Source organism: Pseudomonas mercuritolerans (assembly GCF_025706525.1).
In the GTDB taxonomy this organism is placed as follows: Bacteria; Pseudomonadota; Gammaproteobacteria; order Pseudomonadales; family Pseudomonadaceae; genus Aquipseudomonas; species Aquipseudomonas mercuritolerans.
Map to the genome: position 1 here is coordinate 472525 of NZ_JAMSHA010000003.1, position 22779 is coordinate 495303.

At 59.4% G+C, this 22779-nt stretch carries 27 protein-coding genes; 12 read left to right on the forward strand and 15 right to left on the reverse strand.

All coding sequences use genetic code 11. The annotated features are described in order from the left end of the window. The first annotated feature begins 13 nt into the window (after positions 1-13). Positions 14-559 (forward strand): hypothetical protein, encoded by a 546-nt coding sequence (locus ND528_RS10650; protein ID WP_130912886.1) that lies wholly within the window; start codon positions 14-16, stop codon positions 557-559. A 40-nt stretch (positions 560-599) separates the two neighbouring features. Here the strand turns inward: ND528_RS10650 and ND528_RS10655 are convergent, their stop codons facing one another. From ND528_RS10655 to ND528_RS10685, 7 genes are all read right to left on the reverse strand, one after another. Next, positions 600-1235 carry a hypothetical protein gene (locus tag ND528_RS10655; RefSeq protein WP_130912885.1) on the reverse strand — a complete coding sequence of 212 codons (636 nt, stop codon included), beginning with the start codon at positions 1233-1235 and terminating at the stop codon, positions 600-602. A gap of 135 nt (positions 1236-1370) precedes the next feature. Next, entirely contained in the window at positions 1371-2384 is a 1014-nt protein-coding gene (locus ND528_RS10660) for a lysozyme inhibitor LprI family protein (protein ID WP_263470292.1), read from the reverse strand. A 183-nt stretch (positions 2385-2567) separates the two neighbouring features. After that, positions 2568-3101, reverse strand: coding sequence for a cysteine hydrolase family protein (locus ND528_RS10665; protein WP_263470293.1), 534 nt, complete (start codon positions 3099-3101; stop codon positions 2568-2570). Positions 3102-3166: 65 nt separating this feature from the next. Continuing rightward, the gene (gene ggt / locus ND528_RS10670; RefSeq protein WP_122750609.1) at positions 3167-4894 is read right to left on the reverse strand and encodes a gamma-glutamyltransferase; all 1728 of its coding nucleotides are present in this window, start codon (positions 4892-4894) and stop codon (positions 3167-3169) included. Between the two features lie 148 nt (positions 4895-5042). After that, complete coding sequence (locus ND528_RS10675) at positions 5043-5630, reverse strand: NUDIX domain-containing protein (protein ID WP_263470294.1); 588 nt, start codon at positions 5628-5630, stop codon at positions 5043-5045. Positions 5631-5729: 99 nt separating this feature from the next. Next, complete coding sequence (locus ND528_RS10680; RefSeq protein ID WP_263470295.1) at positions 5730-6365, reverse strand: lytic polysaccharide monooxygenase auxiliary activity family 9 protein; 636 nt, start codon at positions 6363-6365, stop codon at positions 5730-5732. A gap of 208 nt (positions 6366-6573) precedes the next feature. After that, positions 6574-7014 (reverse strand): hemerythrin domain-containing protein, encoded by a 441-nt coding sequence (locus ND528_RS10685; protein WP_024013399.1) that lies wholly within the window; start codon positions 7012-7014, stop codon positions 6574-6576. Between the two features lie 152 nt (positions 7015-7166). Between ND528_RS10685 and ND528_RS10690 the strand changes: the two genes are divergently transcribed. Next, positions 7167-7592 (forward strand): GNAT family N-acetyltransferase, encoded by a 426-nt coding sequence (locus ND528_RS10690; RefSeq protein WP_130888681.1) that lies wholly within the window; start codon positions 7167-7169, stop codon positions 7590-7592. 101 nt (positions 7593-7693) lie between these two features. Here the strand turns inward: ND528_RS10690 and ND528_RS10695 are convergent, their stop codons facing one another. Beyond that, entirely contained in the window at positions 7694-8044 is a 351-nt protein-coding gene (locus tag ND528_RS10695; protein WP_024013401.1) for a hypothetical protein, read from the reverse strand. A gap of 133 nt (positions 8045-8177) precedes the next feature. Here ND528_RS10695 and ND528_RS10700 point away from each other — a divergent pair, with 133 nt between their 5' ends. The 7 genes from ND528_RS10700 to ND528_RS10730 all read left to right on the forward strand — a co-directional run bounded on the left by ND528_RS10700 (position 8178) and on the right by ND528_RS10730 (position 12164). Next, entirely contained in the window at positions 8178-8507 is a 330-nt protein-coding gene (locus tag ND528_RS10700; protein ID WP_016770659.1) for a DUF6388 family protein, read from the forward strand. A gap of 189 nt (positions 8508-8696) precedes the next feature. Continuing rightward, positions 8697-9089 (forward strand): sulfurtransferase complex subunit TusD, encoded by a 393-nt coding sequence (tusD, locus tag ND528_RS10705; protein ID WP_122508166.1) that lies wholly within the window; start codon positions 8697-8699, stop codon positions 9087-9089. A 2-nt stretch (positions 9090-9091) separates the two neighbouring features. Then, positions 9092-9448 carry a sulfurtransferase complex subunit TusC gene (tusC, locus tag ND528_RS10710; protein WP_137214796.1) on the forward strand — a complete coding sequence of 119 codons (357 nt, stop codon included), beginning with the start codon at positions 9092-9094 and terminating at the stop codon, positions 9446-9448. Continuing rightward, positions 9448-9741 (forward strand): sulfurtransferase complex subunit TusB, encoded by a 294-nt coding sequence (tusB, locus tag ND528_RS10715; RefSeq protein WP_130912875.1) that lies wholly within the window; start codon positions 9448-9450, stop codon positions 9739-9741. Before tusC ends, tusB begins: the two co-directional genes overlap by 1 nt. Beyond that, complete coding sequence (locus tag ND528_RS10720; RefSeq protein WP_016770652.1) at positions 9738-10073, forward strand: TusE/DsrC/DsvC family sulfur relay protein; 336 nt, start codon at positions 9738-9740, stop codon at positions 10071-10073. The genes tusB and ND528_RS10720 overlap by 4 nt, the downstream gene beginning before the upstream one ends. Further along, a complete protein-coding gene (locus ND528_RS10725; RefSeq protein WP_130912874.1) occupies positions 10070-11071 on the forward strand; it encodes a glycosyl transferase family protein in 1002 nt (333 codons plus the stop codon). The genes ND528_RS10720 and ND528_RS10725 overlap by 4 nt, the downstream gene beginning before the upstream one ends. A 91-nt stretch (positions 11072-11162) precedes the next feature. Then, complete coding sequence (locus ND528_RS10730) at positions 11163-12164, forward strand: glutathione S-transferase family protein (RefSeq protein ID WP_263470296.1); 1002 nt, start codon at positions 11163-11165, stop codon at positions 12162-12164. Between the two features lie 118 nt (positions 12165-12282). Here ND528_RS10730 and cysG read toward each other — a convergent pair whose 3' ends face one another. The 7 genes from cysG to ND528_RS10765 form a co-directional block, all read right to left on the reverse strand. Next, positions 12283-13677, reverse strand: coding sequence for a siroheme synthase CysG (cysG, locus tag ND528_RS10735; RefSeq protein WP_263470297.1), 1395 nt, complete (start codon positions 13675-13677; stop codon positions 12283-12285). Next, positions 13678-14958, reverse strand: coding sequence for a serine--tRNA ligase (gene serS / locus ND528_RS10740; RefSeq protein WP_125927824.1), 1281 nt, complete (start codon positions 14956-14958; stop codon positions 13678-13680). A gap of 15 nt (positions 14959-14973) precedes the next feature. Continuing rightward, the gene (crcB, locus tag ND528_RS10745) at positions 14974-15348 is read right to left on the reverse strand and encodes a fluoride efflux transporter CrcB (protein ID WP_016775261.1); all 375 of its coding nucleotides are present in this window, start codon (positions 15346-15348) and stop codon (positions 14974-14976) included. Next, positions 15348-16670 (reverse strand): replication-associated recombination protein A, encoded by a 1323-nt coding sequence (locus ND528_RS10750; RefSeq protein WP_263470298.1) that lies wholly within the window; start codon positions 16668-16670, stop codon positions 15348-15350. Before ND528_RS10750 ends, crcB begins: the two co-directional genes overlap by 1 nt. Positions 16671-16865: 195 nt before the next feature. Beyond that, positions 16866-17486 carry an outer membrane lipoprotein chaperone LolA gene (gene lolA, locus ND528_RS10755; RefSeq protein WP_056788905.1) on the reverse strand — a complete coding sequence of 207 codons (621 nt, stop codon included), beginning with the start codon at positions 17484-17486 and terminating at the stop codon, positions 16866-16868. Between the two features lie 67 nt (positions 17487-17553). Further along, positions 17554-19962, reverse strand: coding sequence for a DNA translocase FtsK (gene ftsK, locus ND528_RS10760; RefSeq protein WP_041477069.1), 2409 nt, complete (start codon positions 19960-19962; stop codon positions 17554-17556). 291 nt (positions 19963-20253) lie between these two features. Beyond that, positions 20254-20538, reverse strand: coding sequence for a hypothetical protein (locus tag ND528_RS10765; RefSeq protein WP_178083770.1), 285 nt, complete (start codon positions 20536-20538; stop codon positions 20254-20256). Here ND528_RS10765 and aat point away from each other — a divergent pair. The 3 genes from aat (at position 20483) to infA (ending at position 22260) form a co-directional block, all read left to right on the forward strand. Beyond that, on the forward strand, positions 20483-21163 hold the full coding sequence (gene aat / locus ND528_RS10770; protein ID WP_130912871.1) for a leucyl/phenylalanyl-tRNA--protein transferase: 681 nt from the start codon (positions 20483-20485) through the stop codon (positions 21161-21163). The two genes, ND528_RS10765 and aat, sit on opposite strands and share 56 nt — an antisense overlap. Before the next feature lie 58 nt (positions 21164-21221). Continuing rightward, positions 21222-21929, forward strand: coding sequence for an arginyltransferase (locus tag ND528_RS10775; protein ID WP_212616665.1), 708 nt, complete (start codon positions 21222-21224; stop codon positions 21927-21929). A 112-nt stretch (positions 21930-22041) separates the two neighbouring features. Then, complete coding sequence (gene infA / locus ND528_RS10780; RefSeq protein ID WP_002553999.1) at positions 22042-22260, forward strand: translation initiation factor IF-1; 219 nt, start codon at positions 22042-22044, stop codon at positions 22258-22260. Positions 22261-22779: the final 519 nt, after the last annotated feature.

The window sequence follows — 22779 nt, forward strand, 5'->3', positions numbered from 1 at the left end:
GCAAGGTATTGCCGTGAAGAAGTCTCTGCTGTTGATCCCGATGCTGGCGCTGCTGCTGCAAGGTTGTGGTATGACCATGACCCGCTACGAGCCGAGTTATGAAAACGTTCAGAAGCTCAAGCAGACCCCGCCTCTGAATGCGATCAGCAATCCGCAGGTCACCGCCGAATCAGGCGAAGGTTCTCTGGTAGTTCGCGCCAACCCTGTCCGCTCGCCGTCCGGCAGCATCCCGGCGCACATTCAGGACGCGATCACCGAAGAACTGCGCAAGGCCGGTCTGCTCGACCCGCAGGCTCAGCGTCAGTTAAAGGTTCTTGTGGTGAAAAACAACCTGTCCGCCGGGATGGGCACAGGCGACGGCCAGCTCGCTGCACGCTTCACTCTGCTCAACGGCAGTGATGTGGTGTACGACGCGACCAAAGATGTCAGCAGCCAGTGGAGCAGCAGCTTCTTCGGTTTCATCGCGATCCCGAACGCGGTCAACGCCTACAACCCGATGCTGCGTGATTTGCTCAAAGAGCTGTACAGCGATCCGAAATTTATCCAGGCGCTGAAGTAACCGACAAAAAAAGAGCCGCGATTGCGGCTCTTTTTTGGCTTCATGCCCGGGGAATACCGGCGTCCAGTGCCGAGTACTTCAGGTTGTTGTTATCAACCATCTGCTTGAGCAGCGCATTGACCTGACGGGTGAAGGTGTCGTTCACCGCGTCCTTCGGCGTGTTGGCCATCAGCGGAATGAACCAGATGCCGATCCAGGTGCCCACGGCGTCGTGGTTGCTCGCCGTCGTCACGGCCTGACCCTGCCCATCCTGCGCTTCCAGGCTCAGGGTGTACTGATCGCTGCCGTAGGCCGGGATGATCATCATGCTCAAACCACTGATGAAGGCCAGCACCATGGAACCGGCGTTCGGTGGATGGTTGTACATTTTCAGACGCAGGCTGTAGTCACCCGGCTGTTTCTCGAATTCGTCCAGCGTGACCCGACCAAACAGGCCGGAATCGGCAAGAATCTTCTGCAGCTGTGGCTTGAGTTGATCGCGCGCTTGCGGCACTTCCACTGCCGAGGCACTTTTCGGTTCGCCCTGGTAAAAGTCGAAATCGACGTAGACGTTTGGCTTGTTGGCGTAGTTGGCCATCGACGGCAGTGTCACCGGGGCCACTTCGTCTTTGGTGAAACTGGCACAACCGCCCAGCGCAAGAACCAGCCCCAGCGCCAGCATTTTCCCGAATTGCATGATGTCCGTCCCTTAGATGATTACCAGATGATGGCAATACGCCTCCACCGCAGAAGCGGGCGGATTCTAGAGACAGCAATCGATTATGAAAAGGCTGAAGGGAAAAAATAGTTCGCATCGAAGCTTCGAGCATGGTCAGGGCATGAATTCCAGTTCCGACGTTCCATTGTTTTTGAAGCGCTCATACCAGGCTTGCAGAACATCAGGGAGCTTCTGCTTCCACTGCTGCGCATTGGTGTAGTAACGAAGATGTTCCTTGCCGCGGTCATCGTAGCTTTTGAAGATCAGCCAGACCTGCGCGTCGTCGGCACTCATCAGGATGCCGATGCCACCCAGACCACGCATCCATATTTCTACCACCTGAGCATCAGGCACATCTTTTGAGGCCTCGCCGACCTGCAATGAACCGGAGGTTTCCACGAGTTTCTGGTAGTCAGTCTTGAGCAGCGAACGCAGTGCCTGATCTTCTGCGGGCGTGCGAGCCAGACCGAGGCTGAGCAGATCGTAATCCAGCTTCAGCGGTTGTTCGGAAGCAACGTACCGACCGGCGTAATACACGCCCATGCCAGCGCCGCAATCGTAATCGGCACCGGTTTGCGTGACGTTCAGTACGCCATTGACTGGCGTGAAGGTGAGTTTGCAGGCGTCCTGAGCGTAAACGGCAGTTGCGTCTTTAAGTTGGGCAACGCCAGTCAGATCGCCAGAATTGGCGCCCTCGCCTGCTGATATATCGATGTCGATATGCGTGGCATCACGACGCTGGGTAACGACGGCCGCCGATGTCGAAGTGCCGCGCGGAATCAGTTGCCAGGTGGCGTCCCAGCTGAACGGCTGAACCGCGTGTTCGAGCTCGGTGAGGCGCATCAGGTATTCGCGCCGCAGACATGCGCTCAGGGCACCGCAGGCGTTGCGGTTTTTCAGCCATTGGCGTTGGTCGGTTTTCAGAGCCTTGGGATCGGCAACTTTGCCCAGCGTTGTCCGCCATTGCTCGGCGAGCTTGTCGTCAAGGGTTGAGAGGTAGGGATCGCTGCAGATGGCTTTTTCGGTTTTGCTGGCGGCGCTGGTGCAATCGAAACTGCTGGCGTGAGCGGTGCAGGCAAGGACGAGAGAGGTCAGCGCCACGGCGTGACGCAGGGAGATAGCGAACATCGAGAGATTCCATTCTTCGGGCGGCGGGGAGTATGCCAGTGCTGCTGCCGTAAATCGCCGTTGTCGTAGAGCCTGCTCACCCCCTGCGAGCCTGCTCGCGAAGGCGGTATATCAGTCGGTTTGATGTTGGCTGTAACAGCGCTTTCGCGAGCAGTCTCGCTCCCACAGGGGTTTTGTGTGAGTTCAGAAGGTGATTTGGGTTGCCGGTTTGACGTCGATTCGTGCCACGGAACTGGTCAGGGCGGCGAAGTCCTTGTTGTGTTCGGCAATGATGTCCTCGGCGCTCATGTTGCCGTTATCCACCGTCGAATGCGCATCCTGCGCGATGACGATGTCGTAGCCCAGTGAATGCGCGCTGCGCACTGTGGCGTTGACGCAGTAATCGGTTTGCAGGCCGCAGATGATCAGGCGTTCGAAGTCCTCGCTGGGCAGCAGCTTGCCGAGATCGGTCTGGTAGAAAGAGTCCCCGGTAGTTTTGCCTACAAGCAGGTCTTTCGTCGAAGTCAGCAGACCGTTAGCCAGTTGCCAACCGTCCGCCCCATGCACGAATGGACCGTCCTTTTCTTCATGCTGAATCAACACCACTGGAACGCCAGCGTCGCGGGCGCGCTGGCTCAGATCGTTGATCGTGGCGATCACGCGGTCGATTTCAAAGCACTGATATTCACCAGCACACAGCGCCTGCTGGACGTCGATGATCAGTAATGCGGTGGTCATGTCGAGCCTTCCTTGATCAGTCCTTGAGATGGGGCGGACTTGCGCCCGCCCCTCTTTTACTCCGCTCAGTAACCCAAAGACAAGCCGGTATTACGCCGTGGATCATTGGCGCCGTAGAAGCGATTCTTGCCAACCGGTTTGCCGTCCAGTGAAGGCGCGCCGACCAGAATCGCGGCGATGTGGTTGGCATCCTGCGGGCCGGCAAACTTGTGACCCCAGCTTTCCAGGATTTTTTTCGTATCCGGGCTGGCGGCGAAGTCTTCGAGGTTGGTTTCCTCCGGCATCCACTGCTGGTGGAAGCGTGGCGCGTCAACCGCTTCCTGCAGGCCCATGCCGTAATCGATGACGTTGAGCATGGTCAGCAAGGTCGCGGTGATGATCCGGCTACCACCCGGCGTGCCGACCACCATCACCACTTTGCCATCCTTGGTGACGATGGTCGGACTCATCGACGACAGCGGCGCCTTGCCCGGTGCGATGGCATTGGCCTCCCCCTGGACCAGCCCGTACATGTTCGGCACGCCGACCTTGGAAGTGAAGTCGTCCATCTCGTCGTTGAGGATCACCCCGGTCTTGCTCGCCATCACGCCGGCGCCGAACCAGTCATTAAGGGTGTAAGTGACCGAAACGGCATTGCCCCACTTGTCGACGATCGAATAGTGCGTGGTGTTGCTGCCTTCATGCGGCGCTACACCGGGTTTGAGCTCAGCCGACACGCCGGCCTTTTGCGGCTGGATGGCGTTGCGCAGTTTGGTCGCATAGTTCTTGTCCAGCAGATGCTCGATGGGATTTTTCACGAAATCCGGATCGCCAAGGTAGCTGTTGCGATCGACGTACGCGTGGCGCATCGCTTCGATCTGGTAGTGCATGCCCTGAGCCGAATGGAAGCCCAGGTCCTTCATCGGATAGCCTTCGAGGATATTCATGATCTGGCAGATCACCACCCCGCCGGAGCTTGGCGGTGGCGCCGAGACCACGTGATAGCCGCGATAATCGCACTCAACCGGGGCCAGTTCGCGGGTTTTGTATTTGTCCAGGTCAGCCTGGGTGATGATGCCTTTGTTGGCCTGACTGGAGGTGACGATGGCATCGGCGACCCAGCCTTTGTAGAAGCCGTCGGCGCCCTTGTCGGAAATCGTCCGCAGGGTTTTCGCCAGATCCTTTTGCACCAGTTTCTGCCCGACCTGCATCGGCTCGCCGTTGCTGAGGAAGATCGAGCCGGAATCGCGCATGTCCTTCTTGAACACATCCGTCGCGTACTCAAGCAACTCGACATCGCCCTGTTGCAGTTCGAAACCGTCTTCGGCCAGTTTGATCGCCGGGGCAATCATCTCCTTGCGCTGTTTGGTGCCGTATTTGCTCAGCGCCAGCTCCATGCCGGACACGGTGCCCGGCACCCCGACGGCCAGATGGCCGCGCGTGCTCAGTTCCGGAATGACGTTACCGTCCTTGTCCAGATACATGTTGGCGGTCGCTGCCAGCGGCGCTTTTTCGCGGAAATCAAGAAAGGTCTTGCGCCCGTCCGCCAGTTGAATGGTCATGAACCCGCCGCCGCCAAGGTTGCCCGCAGCCGGATAGACCACCGCCAGCGCATAGCCCACGGCCACTGCCGCATCCACGGCATTGCCGCCGTTTTTCAAAACGTCGACGCCGACATGGGTCGCCAGATGTTGCGCGGTGACCACCATGCCGTTTTCCGCCGCCACCGGAGCCACTGATGCCGCGTGAGCCATGAGACAGCTGAGCGCCAGAGAGGTCGCAATGAGCGATCTGGCCAAAGGTTCGTACTTCATGAGTCGATCTCTTTTTGTTTTTGGGGACTGCGCAAAACGCAGGGCAACGCTTCAGGAGCAACAAGCAGTATGGCCGGCTTTACGTATTGCGCCTCCCCGTTCAGCCAGTATGCCGAGCCATCGCAGACGTTGGCAGCTCCTGCCCGAATCAAGCGAAGAGGTTATTCATCGCTGCGTACTGCAACAGCATGATGGTCTTGGCATCGCAGATCTCGCCGCGTTGAAACGCTGCCAGTGCCTCATCGAAGCCCCACTCGAGCACTTCCAGTTCTTCGGTTTCCTCTTCCAGGCCACCACCGTCGCTGACTTTGGACGCGGCGTCGTATTCGGCGATAAAGAAGTGCAGCTTCTCCGTCACCGAACCGGGACTCATGTACGCCTCGAACACCTTTCTCACGTCATGCACGCGATAACCGGTTTCCTCCTCGGCTTCGTCACGAATGCGTTGCTCTGGGGCGGCACCTTCCAGCAACCCCGCCGCCACCTCGATGAGCAAACCATCGTGACCATTGACGAACACCGGCAAACGGAACTGGCGGGTCAGCACCACCGTGCGCTTTTCGCGGTTGAACAGCAGAATCGCCGCGCCGTTGCCCCGGTCGTAGACCTCGCGGGTCTGGCGCTGCCACTCGCCGTTGTTGCGGTGGTAATCGAAGGTGATTTTCTTCAGCAGATACCAGTCGTGGGACAACACCTGAGTGTCGACGATGTTGACCCGTTCGGCTGTGTTGGACATCGCGTCTGATCCTGTCTTCATGGGGGGACTGCCATGGTCGATCAATTGCGCCGACAAAAAAAGCCCGGCAGCGCTACCGGGCTCGTTCAGCCTGGGTTGTTACTGGAAGTCGACGTCGAAGGCCTGGTAGAAGGCGTTGCCGGTATTGGCGACGATCCACATCAGCACAATGACGTGATGACCCTGCTTGTTCGCAGGCAGCTTCACTTGATGATCGACCTTGGCCTTCAATTCATCAGCATGGCTGTAATACGGCACATGCGGGTAGAAGTCTTCGAAGAACGGCTGGGTTTCCAGCTGCCCACGGCTGATGCGTTGCTGGGGATCCCAGCCGTCTTTGGTGATCAGCCAGCGATAACCTCGGGTGGTGTGCGGTGCGGTGTAGGCCCAGGTGACGTTGAGAATCTGCCCCGGATCGACATTGAGCAGCGGCCAGCTGAAGGAACGACCGAGCTTCTTGCTCATCTCGTCGGCGGTGTAATTGACGCAATCGCGGGCATCGGTCTTGCCGCCGCTGAGAATGTAGCCATCGGCCGGCGGCGCGACGCTGTCCGAGTCGGTCTCGAAGGGTTGGGGGAACGGTCCGGCGTCCAGGGCCGGAAAGTTCTTGCCGCCCTCCATTTCATTGACTTGCCAAGCGCCGAGCAGGCCGAGGTCGATGGCCACTGCGCCGCGACTCGCTGGCGAGATGACACGACCGTGTTTGAGTTGGGTTTGTGGGATTGCCTGATTCATCTTGCTCACTCCGTTGATTTGAGAACTCTCCTTCCCGAGGAGAGGCCTTCAAGCTAACGGAGGTGAATTTTTTGTCCATCGGCGCTTTTGTCACAGTCCCAGTGTGCAAGACGTAAAAAGCCCCGGAAACACTGGATGCATAACCAGTGCTCGACGACGCATCGCACTCAACGTGTAGCTGAACACCTACACGCCGAGTCGCCTTTGGTCATTCAGACAGTTGCGCCTGATACTCCTTTTCGTACTGCCCGGCGAGTTGGCTTTTCTGTTTATCGTCGAGCAGCTTGCCGGCCATCTGGAAGAATTTGTGCTCTTCTTCCTCGAGGTGGTGATGAACCTTGTCGGAAAGCTTTTTGGCCGTGGCCAGCCAGGCCGGACTGGACATTTCGGTCTCGTCGAGCTCTTCCATCATCTCGTCCATTTCGTGGTGTTCGGCGATGGCGTGGCGGCTCAGGTCCACGCCTTCATCGATTTCCATCAACGGAATATAGAAATGCCGCTCTTCAGCGGTTTCATGGGCTTGCAGTTCTGCTTTGAGCTGCTTGTAGGCCTCGACCCGCTCAGGGCTGTCGCCGCTGGTCGCGATCAAAGCCTTGGCGTAAGTGCGCTGGCGCTCGTGGCTTTCGCGCAGGGCTTCAAAAATATTCACGGGATTTCCTCATCAATCGCGCTCAGGGAAAGACGCGATAAAAGCCTAGACCGCAACGCTGGTTTGACGGTTCCGCTTGTTCGATCGAAGGGCTTGGAGGCGTTTGCCCGGACGGGTTAGGCTGGGCGTTCAATTACACAAGGAAGTCATGCATGAATTTGCGTATCGAGTTGACGCAGAGCCCTACCGAGGAACAGCGTCAGGCCATTCTGCAGCCGCTGATCGAATACAACGATGCTCAAACCGGCGGTTCGAAATCCGAGCCGTTCGCCTTGATGGTCAAAGACGAAAATGGCGAAATACTGGGCGGTTTGTACGGGCGAATGATTTTTCGCTGGATGTTCATCGAGCTGCTGTCCGTGCCGGAACAGGGTCGCGGACAGGGTATCGGCTCGAAATTGATGGCTCAGGCGGAAGCCTTGGCCAGGGAAAAGAATTGCTACGGCCTCTGGCTCGACACGTTCGATTTTCAGGCGCCGGAGTTCTACAGGAAGCTGGGGTTCAGCCAGTTTGGGGAAATCGTTGACTACCCACCGGGGCACAAGCGGCACTACTTTCAGAAGCGCCTGATCGATTGAGTCATGCCGTATTCGCGAGCAGGCTCGCTCCCACAGTGCAATGCATTACAACTTGTGGGAGCGAGCCTGCTCGCGAAAGCGTCAACCGCTTCACCCCATAATCACAGGCAGGTCGCCATCGCCGCCATCCGCCGCATCGCGACAAAATCACTCTTCTGCGCGTAATAGTTCAAGGTCGTACCTGACGCTTCGGTGATCACATCGACAAACGACTCTGCCGAACGCGTATAAACCGTAGTGCCGCCGGACTCGCGCGGTTCCAGATAGGCCGCCGCGTCGACGCCAAACACCGCTTCGTCCTGCCAGGCGAATTGCACGCACCGGGCGACGTCTTTCTCCGGCTTGTCCGAGGTCAGGACCTTGTCCGGGCTCTTGCTGCGAGCATCGTTCATCACCGAACCGGCGCACCCGGCCAACAGGGCCGCCGCCAGCACTACCATCAGCATTCGCATTGCATTTGCTCATCGAGAAAAAAGCGGACTGTAGCACTGCGACGCGGCAAATCGTTCTGCTTTACTGTTTTTATGCGCGACATGCGCAAGCAGGTGCGGCACCCTATGGTCATCAGTCACACAAGGAAATTACATGGCGCCTAGCGACCAGCGACATGAACAGGCTTTGAAACTGTTTCTCGATGCGCGACCCGAACTACGTGAAACCCTCGACCATCTCAACCCGCTGCTGGCTCAAGCCAAGGGCGAAACCCAGGCGCAGTATCGCGAAGAACGCTTGCATGAGGCGTTTGAGGAAGAAGCGGAGAGACAGAGGTTGTTCGCCTGGGAGCTGACGTTGCAGCTGACCGCTGCTTCGCCCGAGGAATATCAGGCGCAACGGCTGGAAGTGCATCGGGAAGTGGCGGAAATGGCGGGGATGGGCTGGATCGAGTATTGCGATCTTTACGGCATCACCCCGTAATCCAGCCGCCGCAAATCTTCCGTGGGAGCGAGCCTGCTCGCGAAGGCGGTGTGACTGCCGAAACTGATCTCGAACGAGACGACGCTTTCGCGAGCAGGCTCGCTCCCACAGTGAACCGCGTATTACCAGATTTCGCGGCACGCGCAATAAAGCTTTATCATGGCCGCAGTTTCGCTGATCGAGTCCATCATGAAGTTCGCCATCGCGCTGTTTTCCGCCGCCCATGCGCCCTCCTCGCGCCGTGCCTTGCTGTTTGCCCAGGCCGCGCTGGCCGGCGGCCATGAGATTGTTCGGCTGTTCTTCTATCAGGACGGCGTGTTCAACGCCTCCGATGCGGTGGTGACCCCGCAGGATGAACTGGACGTGCCCAAGCAATGGCGTGCCTTTATCAACGAAAAGCAACTTGATGGCGTGGTCTGCATCGCCGCCGCTTTGCGCCGTGGTGTGTTGAACGAAGAAGAAGCCAAGCGTTACCAGCGTGAAGCGATTTCGCTCAGCGCGCCGTGGGAATTGTCTGGTCTGGGTCAATTGCACGACGCCGTGCAGGACGCTGATCGGCTCATCTGTTTCGGAGGCGCTTGAACATGGCCAAATCGCTGTTGATCATCAGCCGCCAATCGCCGTGGTCCGGCCCCGGTGCGCGGGAAGCGCTGGATATCGTGCTCGCCGGTGGCGCCTTCGATCTGCCGATCGGTTTGCTGTTTCTCGATGACGGCGTGCTGCAATTGGCCGCCGGGCAGAACGCCAAGGCCGTGCAGCAGAAAGACCTCAGCGCCAATCTGCAGGCGCTACCGATGTTTGGTATCGAAGAGCTGTTCTATTGCGTCGAAAGCGCCAATGCTCGCGGTCTTGGCAACCTGTCGCTGGACGAAGCGCAGCCACTGGCCGCTGATCAAATCACCGCCCTTATTGACCGCTACGATCAGGTGATTACCCTCTGATGTCGACTTTGCATGTGTTGTCTCATTCCCCGTTCGGCGACGATCGCCTGAGCAGTTGCCTGCGCCTGCTCGGCAGCGCCGATGCCGTGTTGTTGTCCGGCGATGCGGTGTATGCGCTGCAACCGGACACTGCGCCGTTCTCTGCTCTGCAAGAGCGACCAATCAAACTTTTTGTATTGGTTGAGGACGCACAGGCGCGTGCGATCGAGATTCCAGACTGGGCCGAGGCCATCGACTACCCGGCCTTCGTCGAACTGTCGATCCATCACGCCAAGGTCAACAGCTGGCTATGAATTCAATGACCGTAGGCGCCCGCGCCATCGAACTGGACAAGGACGGCTTTCTCGTTGACCTCAGCGACTGGTCGGCCGAAGTCGCCAGCGCCCTCGCCGCCGCCGAAGACATCGAGTTGACGCCTGAACACTGGGAAGTCCTCGAGCTTCTGCGTAGCTTCTACGCCGAATTCCAGCTATCGCCGGCCACGCGTCCGCTGATCAAGTACACCGCGTTGAAACTCGGCGCCGACAAAGGCAACAGCCTGCACCTGAACCGACTGTTCAAAGGCACCCCTGCCAAACTCGCCGCGAAACTGGCGGGCCTGCCCAAACCGACGAATTGCCTATGAACGACTTTCCAGCATTGACCCTCGAAACGCCTGCCGAGCACCCGTTCGCGCAATTCGTGCGCATTCTCGGCAAGGGCAAGCGCGGCGCCCGCGACCTGACGCGCGAAGAAGCCCGCGAGGCCATGGGCATGGTGCTCGATGACCAAGTCGAAGATACGCAACTGGGTGCCTTCCTGATGTTGCTGCGGCACAAGGAAGAGAGCGCCGAGGAAATGGCCGGTTTCACCGAAGCCCTGCGCGCACGCTTGCAAGCGCCTGGATTAAATGTCGACCTGGACTGGCCGACCTACGCCGGCAAAAAACGCCATTTGCCTTGGTATCTGCTGGCGGCCAAGTGCCTGGCGCAAAACGGCGTGCGGATCTTCATGCATGGCGGCGGCGCGCACACGGCCGGGCGTCTGTACAGCGAACAACTGCTGGGCGAACTGAACATTCCCCTGTGCCGTGATTGGCAGCAGGTCGGCACGGCACTGGACAACGGCGGCCTGGCCTTTATGCCGCTGGTGGACTGGGCGCCGCAGTTGCAAAAGATGATCGACCTGCGCAATACCTTGGGCCTGCGGTCGCCGATCCACTCGCTGGCGCGGATTCTCAATCCGTTGGGCGCACGCTGCGGCCTGCAAAGCATTTTCCACCCGGGCTACCAAGCGGTGCATCGCGATGCCAGCGGCTTGCTCGGCGACACGGCAATTGTGGTCAAGGGCGATGGCGGTGAAATCGAGATCAACCCCGACGCCACCAGCCACCTTTATGGCACCAGCAGCGGTCAGAGCTGGGATGAAGAATGGCCGCAGCTGTCAGCGCAGCGCCATGTCAAACCCGCCTCGCTGGACACCGAACACTTGAAAGCCGTGTGGCGTGGCGATGTGGTCGACAGTTACCCGCAAATGGCCTTGATTGCGACCATGGCCCTTGCCCTGCGCGGTCTCGGTCAGAATCGCGAACAGGCCTTCGCAACCGCCGAGCAGTATTGGGCGGCGCGCAACACATCGATCTAACCGATCATTAGCGCCCGATCTTTGCGCTTTTTGTTCGAACTCATCGGAATAGACTCGACTCCAACAAATATTGGTTTTGGGAGTCTTGATCATGGGTTTACTCGTCGACGGCCACTGGCAGGACAAGTGGTACGAAAGCAGCAAGGACGGCGCGTTCCAGCGCGAACAAGCGCAACGCCGCAACTGGGTGACCGCCGACGGTCAGCCAGGCCCCAGCGGTGAAGGCGGTTTCACTGCTGAAGCCGGGCGCTATCACCTCTATGTTTCCCTCGCCTGCCCTTGGGCGCATCGCACGCTGATCCTGCGCAAACTCAAAGGGCTGGAAAGTCTCATCGACGTGTCGGTGGTCAGCTGGCTAATGCTGGAAAACGGCTGGACTTTCGACAAAGCGCTCGGCTCGACCGGCGACAAACTCGATGGCTTCGACTTCATGCACCAGCGCTACACCGCTGACACGCCTGACTACACCGGGCGCGTGACGGTGCCAGTGCTGTGGGACAAGAAACTCAAGCGCATCGTCAGCAATGAATCAGCGGAAATCATCCGCATGTTCAACAGCGCCTTCGACGGGATCACAGGTAACGATCTGGACTTTTACCCGGAGCCGCTACGCAATGAGATCGATGCGCTGAACGAGCGGATCTATCCGGCGGTGAACAACGGCGTCTATCGTGCCGGGTTCGCCACGTCGCAGCAGGCCTACGAACAGGCATTCGATGAAGTATTTGCCGAGCTGGATCATCTGGAGCAACTGCTGGGTGCCAATCGCTACCTGAGCGGGGAATACCTGACCGAGGCCGATGTGCGCCTGTTCACCACGATGATTCGTTTCGACGCGGTGTATCACGGCCACTTCAAGTGCAACCTGCGGCGGATTGCCGACTACCCGAACCTGTCGAACTGGCTGCGCGAGATGTATCAGTGGCCGGGGATTGCCGAGACGGTGGATTTCCAGCACATCAAGCATCACTACTACGGCAGCCACAAAACCATCAACCCGACCGGCGTGGTGCCGAAGGGGCCGCAGCAGGATTTCAGCGTGGCGCATGATCGCGAGCGGTTGATCGGGAAAGGGGTTTGGCGCCGGGGTTGATTAGCTCGGTATTGGTTCGAGACCCCGTTCGCGAGCAGGTTCGCTCCCACACCGGATTTGTGCATGACACAGATCCAATGTGGGAGCGAGCCTGCTCGCGAAGGGAACGACGCGGTGTTTAGACCTGCGCCTGAGCCCCTTCAAACCACGCAAGTTTCTCGCGCAGCTGCACCACTTCGCCGACGATCACCAGGGTCGGCGCATGCACTTCATGCTCTGCCACCATTTGCGGCAGATCCGCCAGCGTGCCGGTGAAAACCCGCTGATTGACCGTGGTGCCCTGCTGGATCAATGCCGCCGGGGTATCCGCCGCGCGACCGTGCTTGATCAACTGCTCACAGATGATCGGCAAACCCACCAGGCCCATGTAGAACACCAGCGTCTGCGCCGGGGCGACCAGATCGGCCCATGGCAGATCGGTGGAACCATCCTTCAAGTGGCCAGTGACAAACCGCACGGACTGCGCATGATCTCGATGGGTCAGCGGAATCCCCGCATAAGCAGCGCAACCGCTGGCCGCCGTAATGCCCGGGACCACCTGGAATGGAATACCGTGGGCCGCGAGTTCTTCGATCTCTTCGCCACCGCGCCCAAAGATAAACGGATCGCCGCCCTTCAACCGCACCACACGCTTGCCGGCCTTGGCCAGATCGACCAGTTGCTGGTTGATCTGATCCTGCGGCACGGCGTGTTCGGAGCGACGCTTGCCGACATACACCCGCTCGGCATCGCGACGGCACAACTCAAGAATTGCCGGCGCCACCAGGCGGTCATAGAGCACCACATCGGCTTGCTGCATCAGACGCAGCGCGCGGAAGGTCAACAGATCCGGATCACCCGGACCGGCACCGACCAGATAAACCTCGCCTGTGGTGACCATGGGCTCGCCATCGACCTTAGCCTGCAGCAGGCGCTCGGCTTCAGCGCCCTGCCCGGCCAGTTGACGATCGGCAATCGGGCCTTGGAAAACGTCTTCCCAGAAGCCACGACGCTGCTGAACATCCGGAAACAGGTTTTTCACCTGATGACGGAAACGCGCAGCCAGCCCTGCCAATTGACCGTAAGTGGAAGGAATCCAGGTTTCGATTTTCGCGCGGATCAGGCGCGCCAGTACCGGCGCATCACCGCCGCTGGAGACGGCAATGATTAGCGGCGAGCGATCGACGATCGCCGGGAAGATCACGCTGCACAAGGCCGGCGCATCGACCACGTTGACCGGCACGCAACGCCGATGGGCGTCGGTGGAGACTTGCGCGTTGAGCGTTTCGTCGTCGGTAGCGGCAATGATCAGCCCGCAACCGTCCAGATCCGTTTCGGCGTAACCGCGCAACACGCATTCACCGCCGCTGGCAGCGACCAGTTCAGCCAGTTGCGTTTCGATTTCAGGTGCGACCACCCGCAGCAGCGCACCGGCATCGGCCAGCAGGCGGGATTTGCGCAAGGCAATTTCCCCCCCACCGACAACCAACACACGACTGCCGCGAAGGTTGTGAAACAGCGGCAGATATTTCATTTAGCCGATGACCTCAAGGCCACCCATGTACGGTTTGAGCACGTCCGGCACGCGGATCGAACCGTCGGCCTGCTGGTAGTTTTCCAGCACGGCAACCAGAGTACGACCGACCGCCAGGCCGGAACCGTTCAAGGTGTGCACCAGCTCGGGCTTGCCGGTTTCCGGGTTGCGGAAACGAGCCTGCATGCGCCGCGCCTGGAAGTCGCCGCAGTTGGAGCACGAGGAGATTTCGCGGTATTTGTCCTGGCTCGGAATCCACACTTCCAGATCGTAGGTCTTGACCGCGCTGAAGCCCATGTCGCCGGTGCACAGCGCCAGGGTGCGGTAAGGCAGACCGAGCAGTTGCAGGACTTTTTCGGCGTTGGCGGTCAGGCCTTCCAGCGCTTCCATCGATTGCGATGGCTCGACGATCTGGACCATTTCGACTTTGTCGAACTGGTGCTGGCGGATCATGCCACGCGTGTCGCGACCCGACGCACCGGCTTCGCTGCGGAAGCACGGGGTGTGGGCAACGAACTTGATCGGCAGCAACTTGGAATCGACGATTTCACCGGCAACGATGTTGGTCAGCGACACTTCGGCAGTCGGGATCAGGTACAGATCCGCTTCGCCTTCGCGGGCGATCTTGAACAGGTCTTCTTCGAACTTCGGCAGCTGGCCGGTGCCTTGCAGCGCCGGAGCCTGAACCAGATAAGGCGTGTAAGCCTCTTCATAGCCGTGCTCGTTGACGTGCAGGTTGATCATGAACTGCGCCAGTGCACGATGCAGACGGGCGATCGGGCCGCGCAGCAAGGCGAAACGCGCGCCGGACAGCTTGGCGGCGGTTTCGAAGTCCAGCCAGCCGAACTTCTCGCCGAGGGCGACGTGATCTTTCACTTCGAAATCGAATTGGGTCGGGGTGCCCCAGCGGCGCACTTCGACGTTGTCGTCTTCGTCCTTGCCGACCGGAACCGATTCGTGCGGCAGGTTGGGGATACCGAGCAGGATCGAATCCAGTTCGGTCTGGATCGCGTCCAGCTCGACCTTGCCGGCGCTCAGCTCGCCCGCCATGCGCTCGACGTCCGCCATCAGCGGCGCGATGTCTTCGCCACGCTGCTTGGCCTGCCCGATGGATTTGGAACGCGCGTTACGCTCAGCCTGCAGTGCTTCGGTGCGGGTCTGGACGGTCTTGCGCTGTTCTTCCAGCGCTTCGATGCGCGCGGTGTCCAGGGCAAAGCCACGGGAAGCCAGGCGGTCCGCTACGTCCTGAAGGTTGCTACGTAACAGTTTGGAATCGAGCATGTCGGTTTCTCGTTATCAAAGTTTGGTCAGGGACAGGCCGGCCCACGTCGCGAGCAGCCCGCCGAATACGCTGAGTGCGGCGTAGCCCAGGGCCAGCAACACTTGCCCGCTTTCCAGCAGGCGCACCGTATCCAGTGAAAAGGATGAAAAAGTCGTCAGCCCCCCGAGGAAGCCGACCATCAACCCGGCGCGCACCTCGATCGGCACCTCCGGGCGTATCAGAAACAGGCCGTACAACACGCCAATCAGCAGGCAGCCCACGATATTAACGGCCAGCGTCGCGGTATAGAAGTGCCGCGGCCAATTGGCGCTGACCCAATTACCGGTGGCGAAGCGCAACAATGTCCCGGCAACACCGCCGACCGACACTGCAAGGATCAATGGGACCACTATTTTCTCCGCTGCCGAGGGCTCAGACGATCGAGCTGAGCGAGATGATTGAGCTTCTCGCCGATCTTCAACTCCAGGCCACGGGGCACTGGCTGATAGAACGGAATCGGCTCGAGTTCTTGCGGAAAATAGTCTTCGCCGGCGGCATAGGCGTCCGGCTCGTCGTGGGCGTAGCGGTATTCGTCGCCATAACCCAATTGCTTCATCAGCTTGGTCGGTGCATTGCGCAAATGCAGCGGCACTTCCAGCGAGCCGTTTTCAGCAGCTGCGCGCAGTGCAGTTTTGAAGCCCATGTACACCGCATTGCTTTTCGGTGCACAGGCCAGATAAGTAATGGCCTGGGCGACTGCCAATTCGCCCTCAGGGCTGCCGAGACGCTCCTGCACTTCCCACGCCGCCAGGCACAGGCTCAGCGCACGCGGGTCGGCGTTGCCGATGTCTTCGCTGGCCATGCGCACCACGCGCCGCGCCAGGTACAGCGGATCGCAACCGCCGTCGATCATCCGCGCAAACCAGTACAGCGCGCCGTCGGGATTGGAGCCGCGTACCGATTTGTGCAGCGCCGATATCTGGTCGTAGAACGCTTCCCCGCCCTTGTCGAAGCGTCGGCGTGTATCGCCGAGCAGGCTTTGCAGCAAATCAGTGCCGATTTCGCTGTTGTCTTCGGCCAGATCAGAGGCGTTTTCCAGCAGATTGAGCAGGCGCCGGCCATCACCATCAGCGGCGGACAGCAGCATCTGAAAACCTTCATCGCTCAGTGTCAGGTTGCGCTTGCCCAGCCCGCGCTCTTCGGTCAAAGCCCGATGCACCAGTTTGCGCAGCGCCGCTTCGTCGAGGCTTTTCAGGACGTAGACGCGTGCCCGCGACAACAAGGCGTTGTTGAGTTCGAACGAAGGGTTTTCGGTGGTGGCGCCGATGAAGATCAGCGTGCCGTCTTCCACGTACGGCAGAAACGCGTCCTGCTGCGACTTGTTGAAGCGGTGCACTTCATCGACAAACAGGATCGTGCGCTTGCCGTACTGGCCGGCCTGCTGCTTGGCGATCTCAACGGCCTGACGGATTTCCTTGACCCCGGCGAGCACCGCCGAAACCGTTTCGAAGTGCGCATCAGAGACTTCCGCGAGCAGCCGCGCCAGGGTGGTCTTGCCCACGCCCGGCGGCCCCCAGAAGATCATCGAATGCAACGCGCCCTGCTCCAGCGCCTCACGCAGAGGCTTGCCGCGAGCGAGCACGTGTTCCTGACCGACGTACTCATCCAGATTGGCCGCACGCAGACGCGCGGCCAAGGGTTGGGCAATCGGTGCACTGCGAAACAGATCCATCACGTAGCGTTGAAACCTCTGATTTTCTGAAATCTGCTGAAGAACCTGTGGCGAGGGAATTTATCCCCGTTGGGCTGCGAAGCCGCCCCAAAAGCGACGACTGCTGCGCAGCCGGACGGGGACAAATCCCCTCGCCACAATAGCCTCTCAATAGCAGGCCCTCACCACAAAGGCCCTGACACAAAGGGCCTGTGTTTATTCCTGGATAACGTCGGCACCCTTGGGAATGTCGAATTTGAATTTGGACGCTGGCACCGCTTCGTTGGCCTTGACCCCGGTAAACAGGATATTGGTGCGCTGGCCGACGCTGTCGATCAGTTGCATGTCATTGAGCAGACCGTTACGGAACGACAGGCGCAGGTTATCGAACAGCGTGTCCTTGGTCTTCGGCTTGAGGGTGAAGTCGATCACACCGCCAGCCTCTTTCGCGCTGATGTCGAAGCTCTGGCTGATTTTCGAGACATCACCCGACAGCAGCAGCGCCGGCGTCTGGGTCAGCCGCTCGTCGAGCTTCTTGATGGTTGCCTGCTCCAGATCCGGGTCCCACAGGGTGACTTTCTTGCCATCGGAGACCATGGTCTGCTCGGCCGGCGCGTTGGTGTGCCAGTAGAACAGGCCCGGACGCTGCAGGGTCATGTTGCCGGTGGTTTCCTGCAATTGGGTACCGCTGCCGTCGAGGGTCAACTGCGAGAAGTTGGCCGACAGGGTTTTCGATGTTTCCAGCAACTGGGTCAGACGCGCCACGTCCTTTTCATCAGCGTGGGCCGTGAGTGTGGTCAGCGCCAGTACTGGCAACAGCATGCGGATAAGGCGCATGAGAGTCCTCTTGAATACTCGTGGGAGAGCGGGTGGCGCGTCATTGCGCCACCCGAGTCGTTGCGTTTCAGTCGCGTACCGGGCCTGGGGCCAGGACTTCACGCGAACCGTTGGTGTTCATTGAGGTAACGACGCCGGCCATTTCCATCGCTTCGATCATCCGCGCGGCGCGGTTGTAGCCGATCTTCAGCTTGCGCTGCACAGCGGAAATCGACGCACGACGGCTTTCGAGGACGAACTGCACCGCTTCGTCATACAGCGCGTCGGCTTCCGGATCATCACCGTCGCCACCACCGCTGCTGCCTTCGAAGCCGCTACCCGCCTCTTCGACACCGTTGAGGATGTCGTCGTTGTATTCCGGCGCACCGCGCAGCTTCCACGCTTCGACCACACGATGAACTTCATCGTCGGAGACGAACGCGCCGTGCACCCGGATCGGCAGACTGGTGCCCGGCGGCATGTAGAGCATGTCACCGTGACCGAGCAGTTGTTCGGCGCCACCCTGGTCGATGATGGTCCGCGAGTCGATCTTGCTCGATACCTGGAACGCCATACGGGTCGGGATGTTGGCCTTGATCAGGCCGGTGATCACGTCCACCGAAGGGCGCTGGGTTGCGAGGATCAAGTGAATACCCGCCGCACGCGCCTTCTGCGCAATACGCGCGATCAGTTCTTCGACCTTCTTGCCGACGATCATCATCATGTCGGCGAATTCGTCCACCACTACGACGATGGTCGGCAGTTTCTGCAGCAGCGGCGCTTCGTCGTGAATGCTTTCGCGCTTGTACAGCGGATCGCTCAACGGCTCGCCGGCATCCTGGGCTTCCTTGACCTTGGCGTTGAAGCCGGAGAGGTTACGCACGCCCATTTTCGCCATCAGCTTGTAGCGACGCTCCATCTCGGCAACGCTCCAGCGCAAGGCGTTGGCGGCGTCCTTCATGTCGGTCACCACCGGGCAGAGCAGGTGCGGAATGCCTTCGTAGATCGACAGCTCAAGCATTTTCGGGTCGATCATGATCAGCTTGGCATCGTCGGGGCCGGACTTGAACAGGATCGACAGGATCATCGCGTTCACACCCACGGACTTACCGGAACCGGTGGTACCGGCCACCAGGAGGTGCGGCATCTTCGCTAGGTCGGTGATGACCGGCTTGCCGCCGATGTCATGACCGAGCGCCAGGGTGACCGGCGATTTGAAGTTGTCGTACTCGGGGGTCGACAGCACCTCGGAGAAACGCACGATCTGGCGGTCTTCGTTGGGAATCTCGATACCGACGGTGGTCTTGCCCGGAATAACCTCGACGACCCGCACACTGGTCACCGCCAGCGAACGCGCCAGGTCTTTCGCCAGGTTGGCGATACGGCTGACTTTTACCCCGGCGGCAGGCTGGATTTCGTAACGGGTAATCACCGGGCCCGGGTGGATCGAGTCAACGGTGACTTCGACGCCGAATTCCTTGAGCTTGATTTCCAGCAAGTGGCCCACCGCTGCCAAGGACTCAGGAGAATAGTTGAGCTGTTTCTTTTCCGCTGGATCAAGAATGGAGATCGGCGGCAAGGTGCCTTCGACCGCGCTGTCGACGAACAACGGCGCCTGCTTCTCTTTCTGCACGCGCTTGCTCGGCTCCGGCGCCTTGGCTGGTGCCGGCGCGATCACCGGCGGCACCTGCTTCTCGCGGTCGGACATGTGCTTGCTCAACGCTTGCTCGCGCTCGATCAGGCGTTCCTTGACCTTGGCCTGTTCACGCTTGTCGGTGACGGTCGGTGCGACTACATCGTGGACGCGGTCATCGACCTCACGCAGTTGCGCGACCAGTTGCTTGCGCTCGGTGCGCGCCGACCACCAGCGGTTGAGCGCGCCCTGGAACAGCTCGAACAGATCGAGGGTGATCTTGCCGGTGACGTCCATCACCTTGAACCACGACAGGTCGGTGAATACGGTCAGGCCGAACAGGAACAGCGCGATGAACAGCAGCGTGCTGCCTTGAATGTTCAGCGCATTCTTCGCCAGATCGCCAAGGCTTTCGCCCAGGGCACCGCCAGCACCGGCGGGCAGACCGGTCGCGGCGTGGAAGTGAATGTGCGCCAGCGCAGCGCCGGAGAGCACGAGGAATACCAGACCGATCAGGCGCCAGGAAAACAGCCAGCCGCTCCACTGCCACGGCTCATGGCGTTGACGAAATATCTGGTACGCCTTGACCGCCAGCAGCAACGGGAAGATATAGGCGAAGTAACCGAGCACCATGAACAGGATATCGGCGCTGTACGAGCCGGCCGGGCCGCCGAAGTTCTGCACATCGTCGATCTTGCTGTTATGGCTCCAGCCCGGATCGTCCTTGCCGTAAGTCAGCAAAGCCATCATCAGGAACAGGCACAAGGCCCCGATGGCGATCAATGCACCTTCCTTGAGCCGGTAGTGCAGTTGCTGGCGCCAGAGCGGAACGACTGTTTTGGGTGCTTCGGTGGTCTTCTTCAAAACGCTTCTTTTCCTGCGCCCGAGGCGCGTCCATCTATTGAATGACGATAAAAACTGCCCAATCCAGGCAGGTAAAAAGGTGAAAAGCCCAACTGAGACTACTTTTAACACTGTGCCACTGGTTTTATAAACACAGCCATAAACACCGTGCGCAGCGTAATGCGGGTCACAGCCCGGCATTGTACGGGTTTGTGCGCCCGACGCCATGCTTGAGCCCCTGGCCTTGAGCATAGCCAAACGCACACGCACTGCGTTGCAATTGGAGCATGCATTGTCTTTTGTGACAAAGGCTTATGAGCTGTATTTGATGAACGTAGCGAGGCTGGCCAGATCAGGCGCACGGAAATGCTCGACAGGCATCGCCACGGTGACGCTTACGACCACGGGCGACACATCAAGTTGCAGCTCGATGCTCACCGCACCAGACATCTGTACAGGACATCTGCGCCGTTTCGCGGCAAACTCTTCAACAGGGCCTGCACGCCCATGACCGCCCTCCCCTTCTGCAAGCCTGGATGCCATGCTGACTTGGTTACAACGTAATTCCCTGACCTTTCCGCCACTGGAAAAAGCCATGCGCGAGCCGAACGGATTGCTCGCCGCTGGTGGCGACCTGTCCGCCGACCGCCTGATCCAGGCCTATCGCCATGGCTGCTTTCCCTGGTTCTCCGAAGGCCAACCCATTCTCTGGTGGTCGCCAGACCCTCGCACCGTGCTGTTTCCCGACGAACTGCACGTCTCGCGCAGCCTCGGCAAGCTGCTGCGCAAGCAACGCTATCAAGTGACCTTCGATCAGGATTTCGACGCCGTCATCCGCGCCTGCGCTGCCCCGCGTGACTACGCCGACGGCACCTGGATCACCGAGGCCATGCAGGATGCTTACGTAGAATTGCATCGGCGCGGTTTCGCTCATTCGGTTGAGGTCTGGGACGAGGGACAGCTGGTCGGCGGCCTGTACGGCCTGGCGATGGGCCAACTGTTTTTTGGCGAGTCGATGTTCAGCCGTGCCGACAACGCGTCCAAATATGGCTTTGCCACGCTGGTGAAGCATTTGAAAGCCGCCGGGTTTGTGCTGATCGACTGCCAGATGCCGACCGATCACCTGCACAGCCTCGGTGCGCGATCCATTCCGCGGGGCGAATTCGCCGACTATCTGCAGCGCCATCTCGACCAACCGAATTCGGCGATCTGGGTTTGCTGAGCGACTTTTGCGCAGGTGGCTTACACTTAATCCACCAGCTTATCCCGAGGGTTGATTCATGACCGAGTTGGCGCGTTTGAAGTTTTATGCCACTCAGCCCCACTCTTGCAGTTATCTGCCCGAGGAGCAGGCCACGACGCTGTTTCTCGACCCGAGTCAGCCCATGGATGTGCATGTCTACGCAGACCTGTCGGAAATGGGCTTTCGTCGCAGTGGCGATCATCTGTACCGGCCGCATTGCCAGAATTGCAATGCGTGCGTGCCTGCGCGCATTCCTTCCGCCCAGTTCATCGCCAATCGCCAGCAGAAGCGTATCTACAAACGCAACGCCGACCTGCAAGTGCAGCCGGTCAAGCCGCACTTCAGCGAAGAGTATTTCGACCTGTACCAGCGCTACATCGAACAGCGCCATGCCGACGGCGACATGTACCCGCCAAGCCGTGATCAGTTCTCGACGTTCCTGGTGCGTGACCTGCCCTTCTCGCGATTCTACGAGTTTCGACTCGACGGACGGTTGCTCGCGGTAGCAGTCACCGATCTGCTGCCCAACGGCTTGTCGGCGGTGTATACCTTCTACGAACCGAACGAAGAACGCCGCAGCCTCGGCCGTTACGCGATCCTCTGGCAAATCGCCGAAAGCCAGCGCCTGGGCCTTGAAGCGGTGTACCTGGGTTACTGGATCAAGAACTGCAAAAAGATGAACTACAAGACGCAATATCGGCCCATTGAATTGCTGATCAATCAGCGCTGGGTCGTCCTGAACTAAACCTGCGGCCTAAACCCCTTGGCGTAAACCCCATTTTTCGGGCACAATGCACGCCGCTTTTGCCTGGCGCAGTTGCACCGGGCCATTCATTGGATACCGAGGGCTTTACTGCATGTCGAAAGAAGACAGCTTCGAAATGGAAGGCACTGTCGTCGACACCCTGCCCAACACCATGTTTCGTGTGGAGTTGGAAAATGGGCACGTCGTAACCGCGCATATTTCCGGCAAGATGCGCAAGAACTACATTCGTATTCTTACCGGTGACAAAGTGCGCGTCGAGCTGACGCCCTATGATTTGAGCAAAGGGCGGATCACTTACCGCGCTCGTTAATCAAGTCAATACAGAACGCCCGGGTTATGCCGGGCGTTTTTGTTTGTCTGGGATTTGGGTTTTGTGGGTTTTGTGGGCATATCCGATGCCGCGGATGCTGCCGCTGGCGCGCTGTGTACGACTGCGTCGTACGGTCGCTACGCTTCCACCCCCCGGATCGATCCCGTACCGAAGCCTGCCGAAGGGGCGAAAGATCGAGAGCCGGACCAAAAGGCAAAGCCAAAGCAAAAACAAAAGCCAGATCAAAAGATCGCAGCCTTCGGCAGCTCCTACAGTTGGATCGCGGGTATCTGAGGGAAATTGGTTGACCTGCAGGGCGCCATCGCGAGCAGGCTCACTCCTACAATTGGATCGAGTACATCAACGAGAAAAAGGTCGGTTGTCAGGCCGTCTTCGCGAGCAGGCTCGCTCCCACAGAAAAGCAAAAGCAAAGTCAAAAGATCGCAGCCTCCGGCAGCTCCTACACAATGAGCGTTAGCTCGAGTACCGCTTTTGATCTTGATCCACCGGCGACGTCGG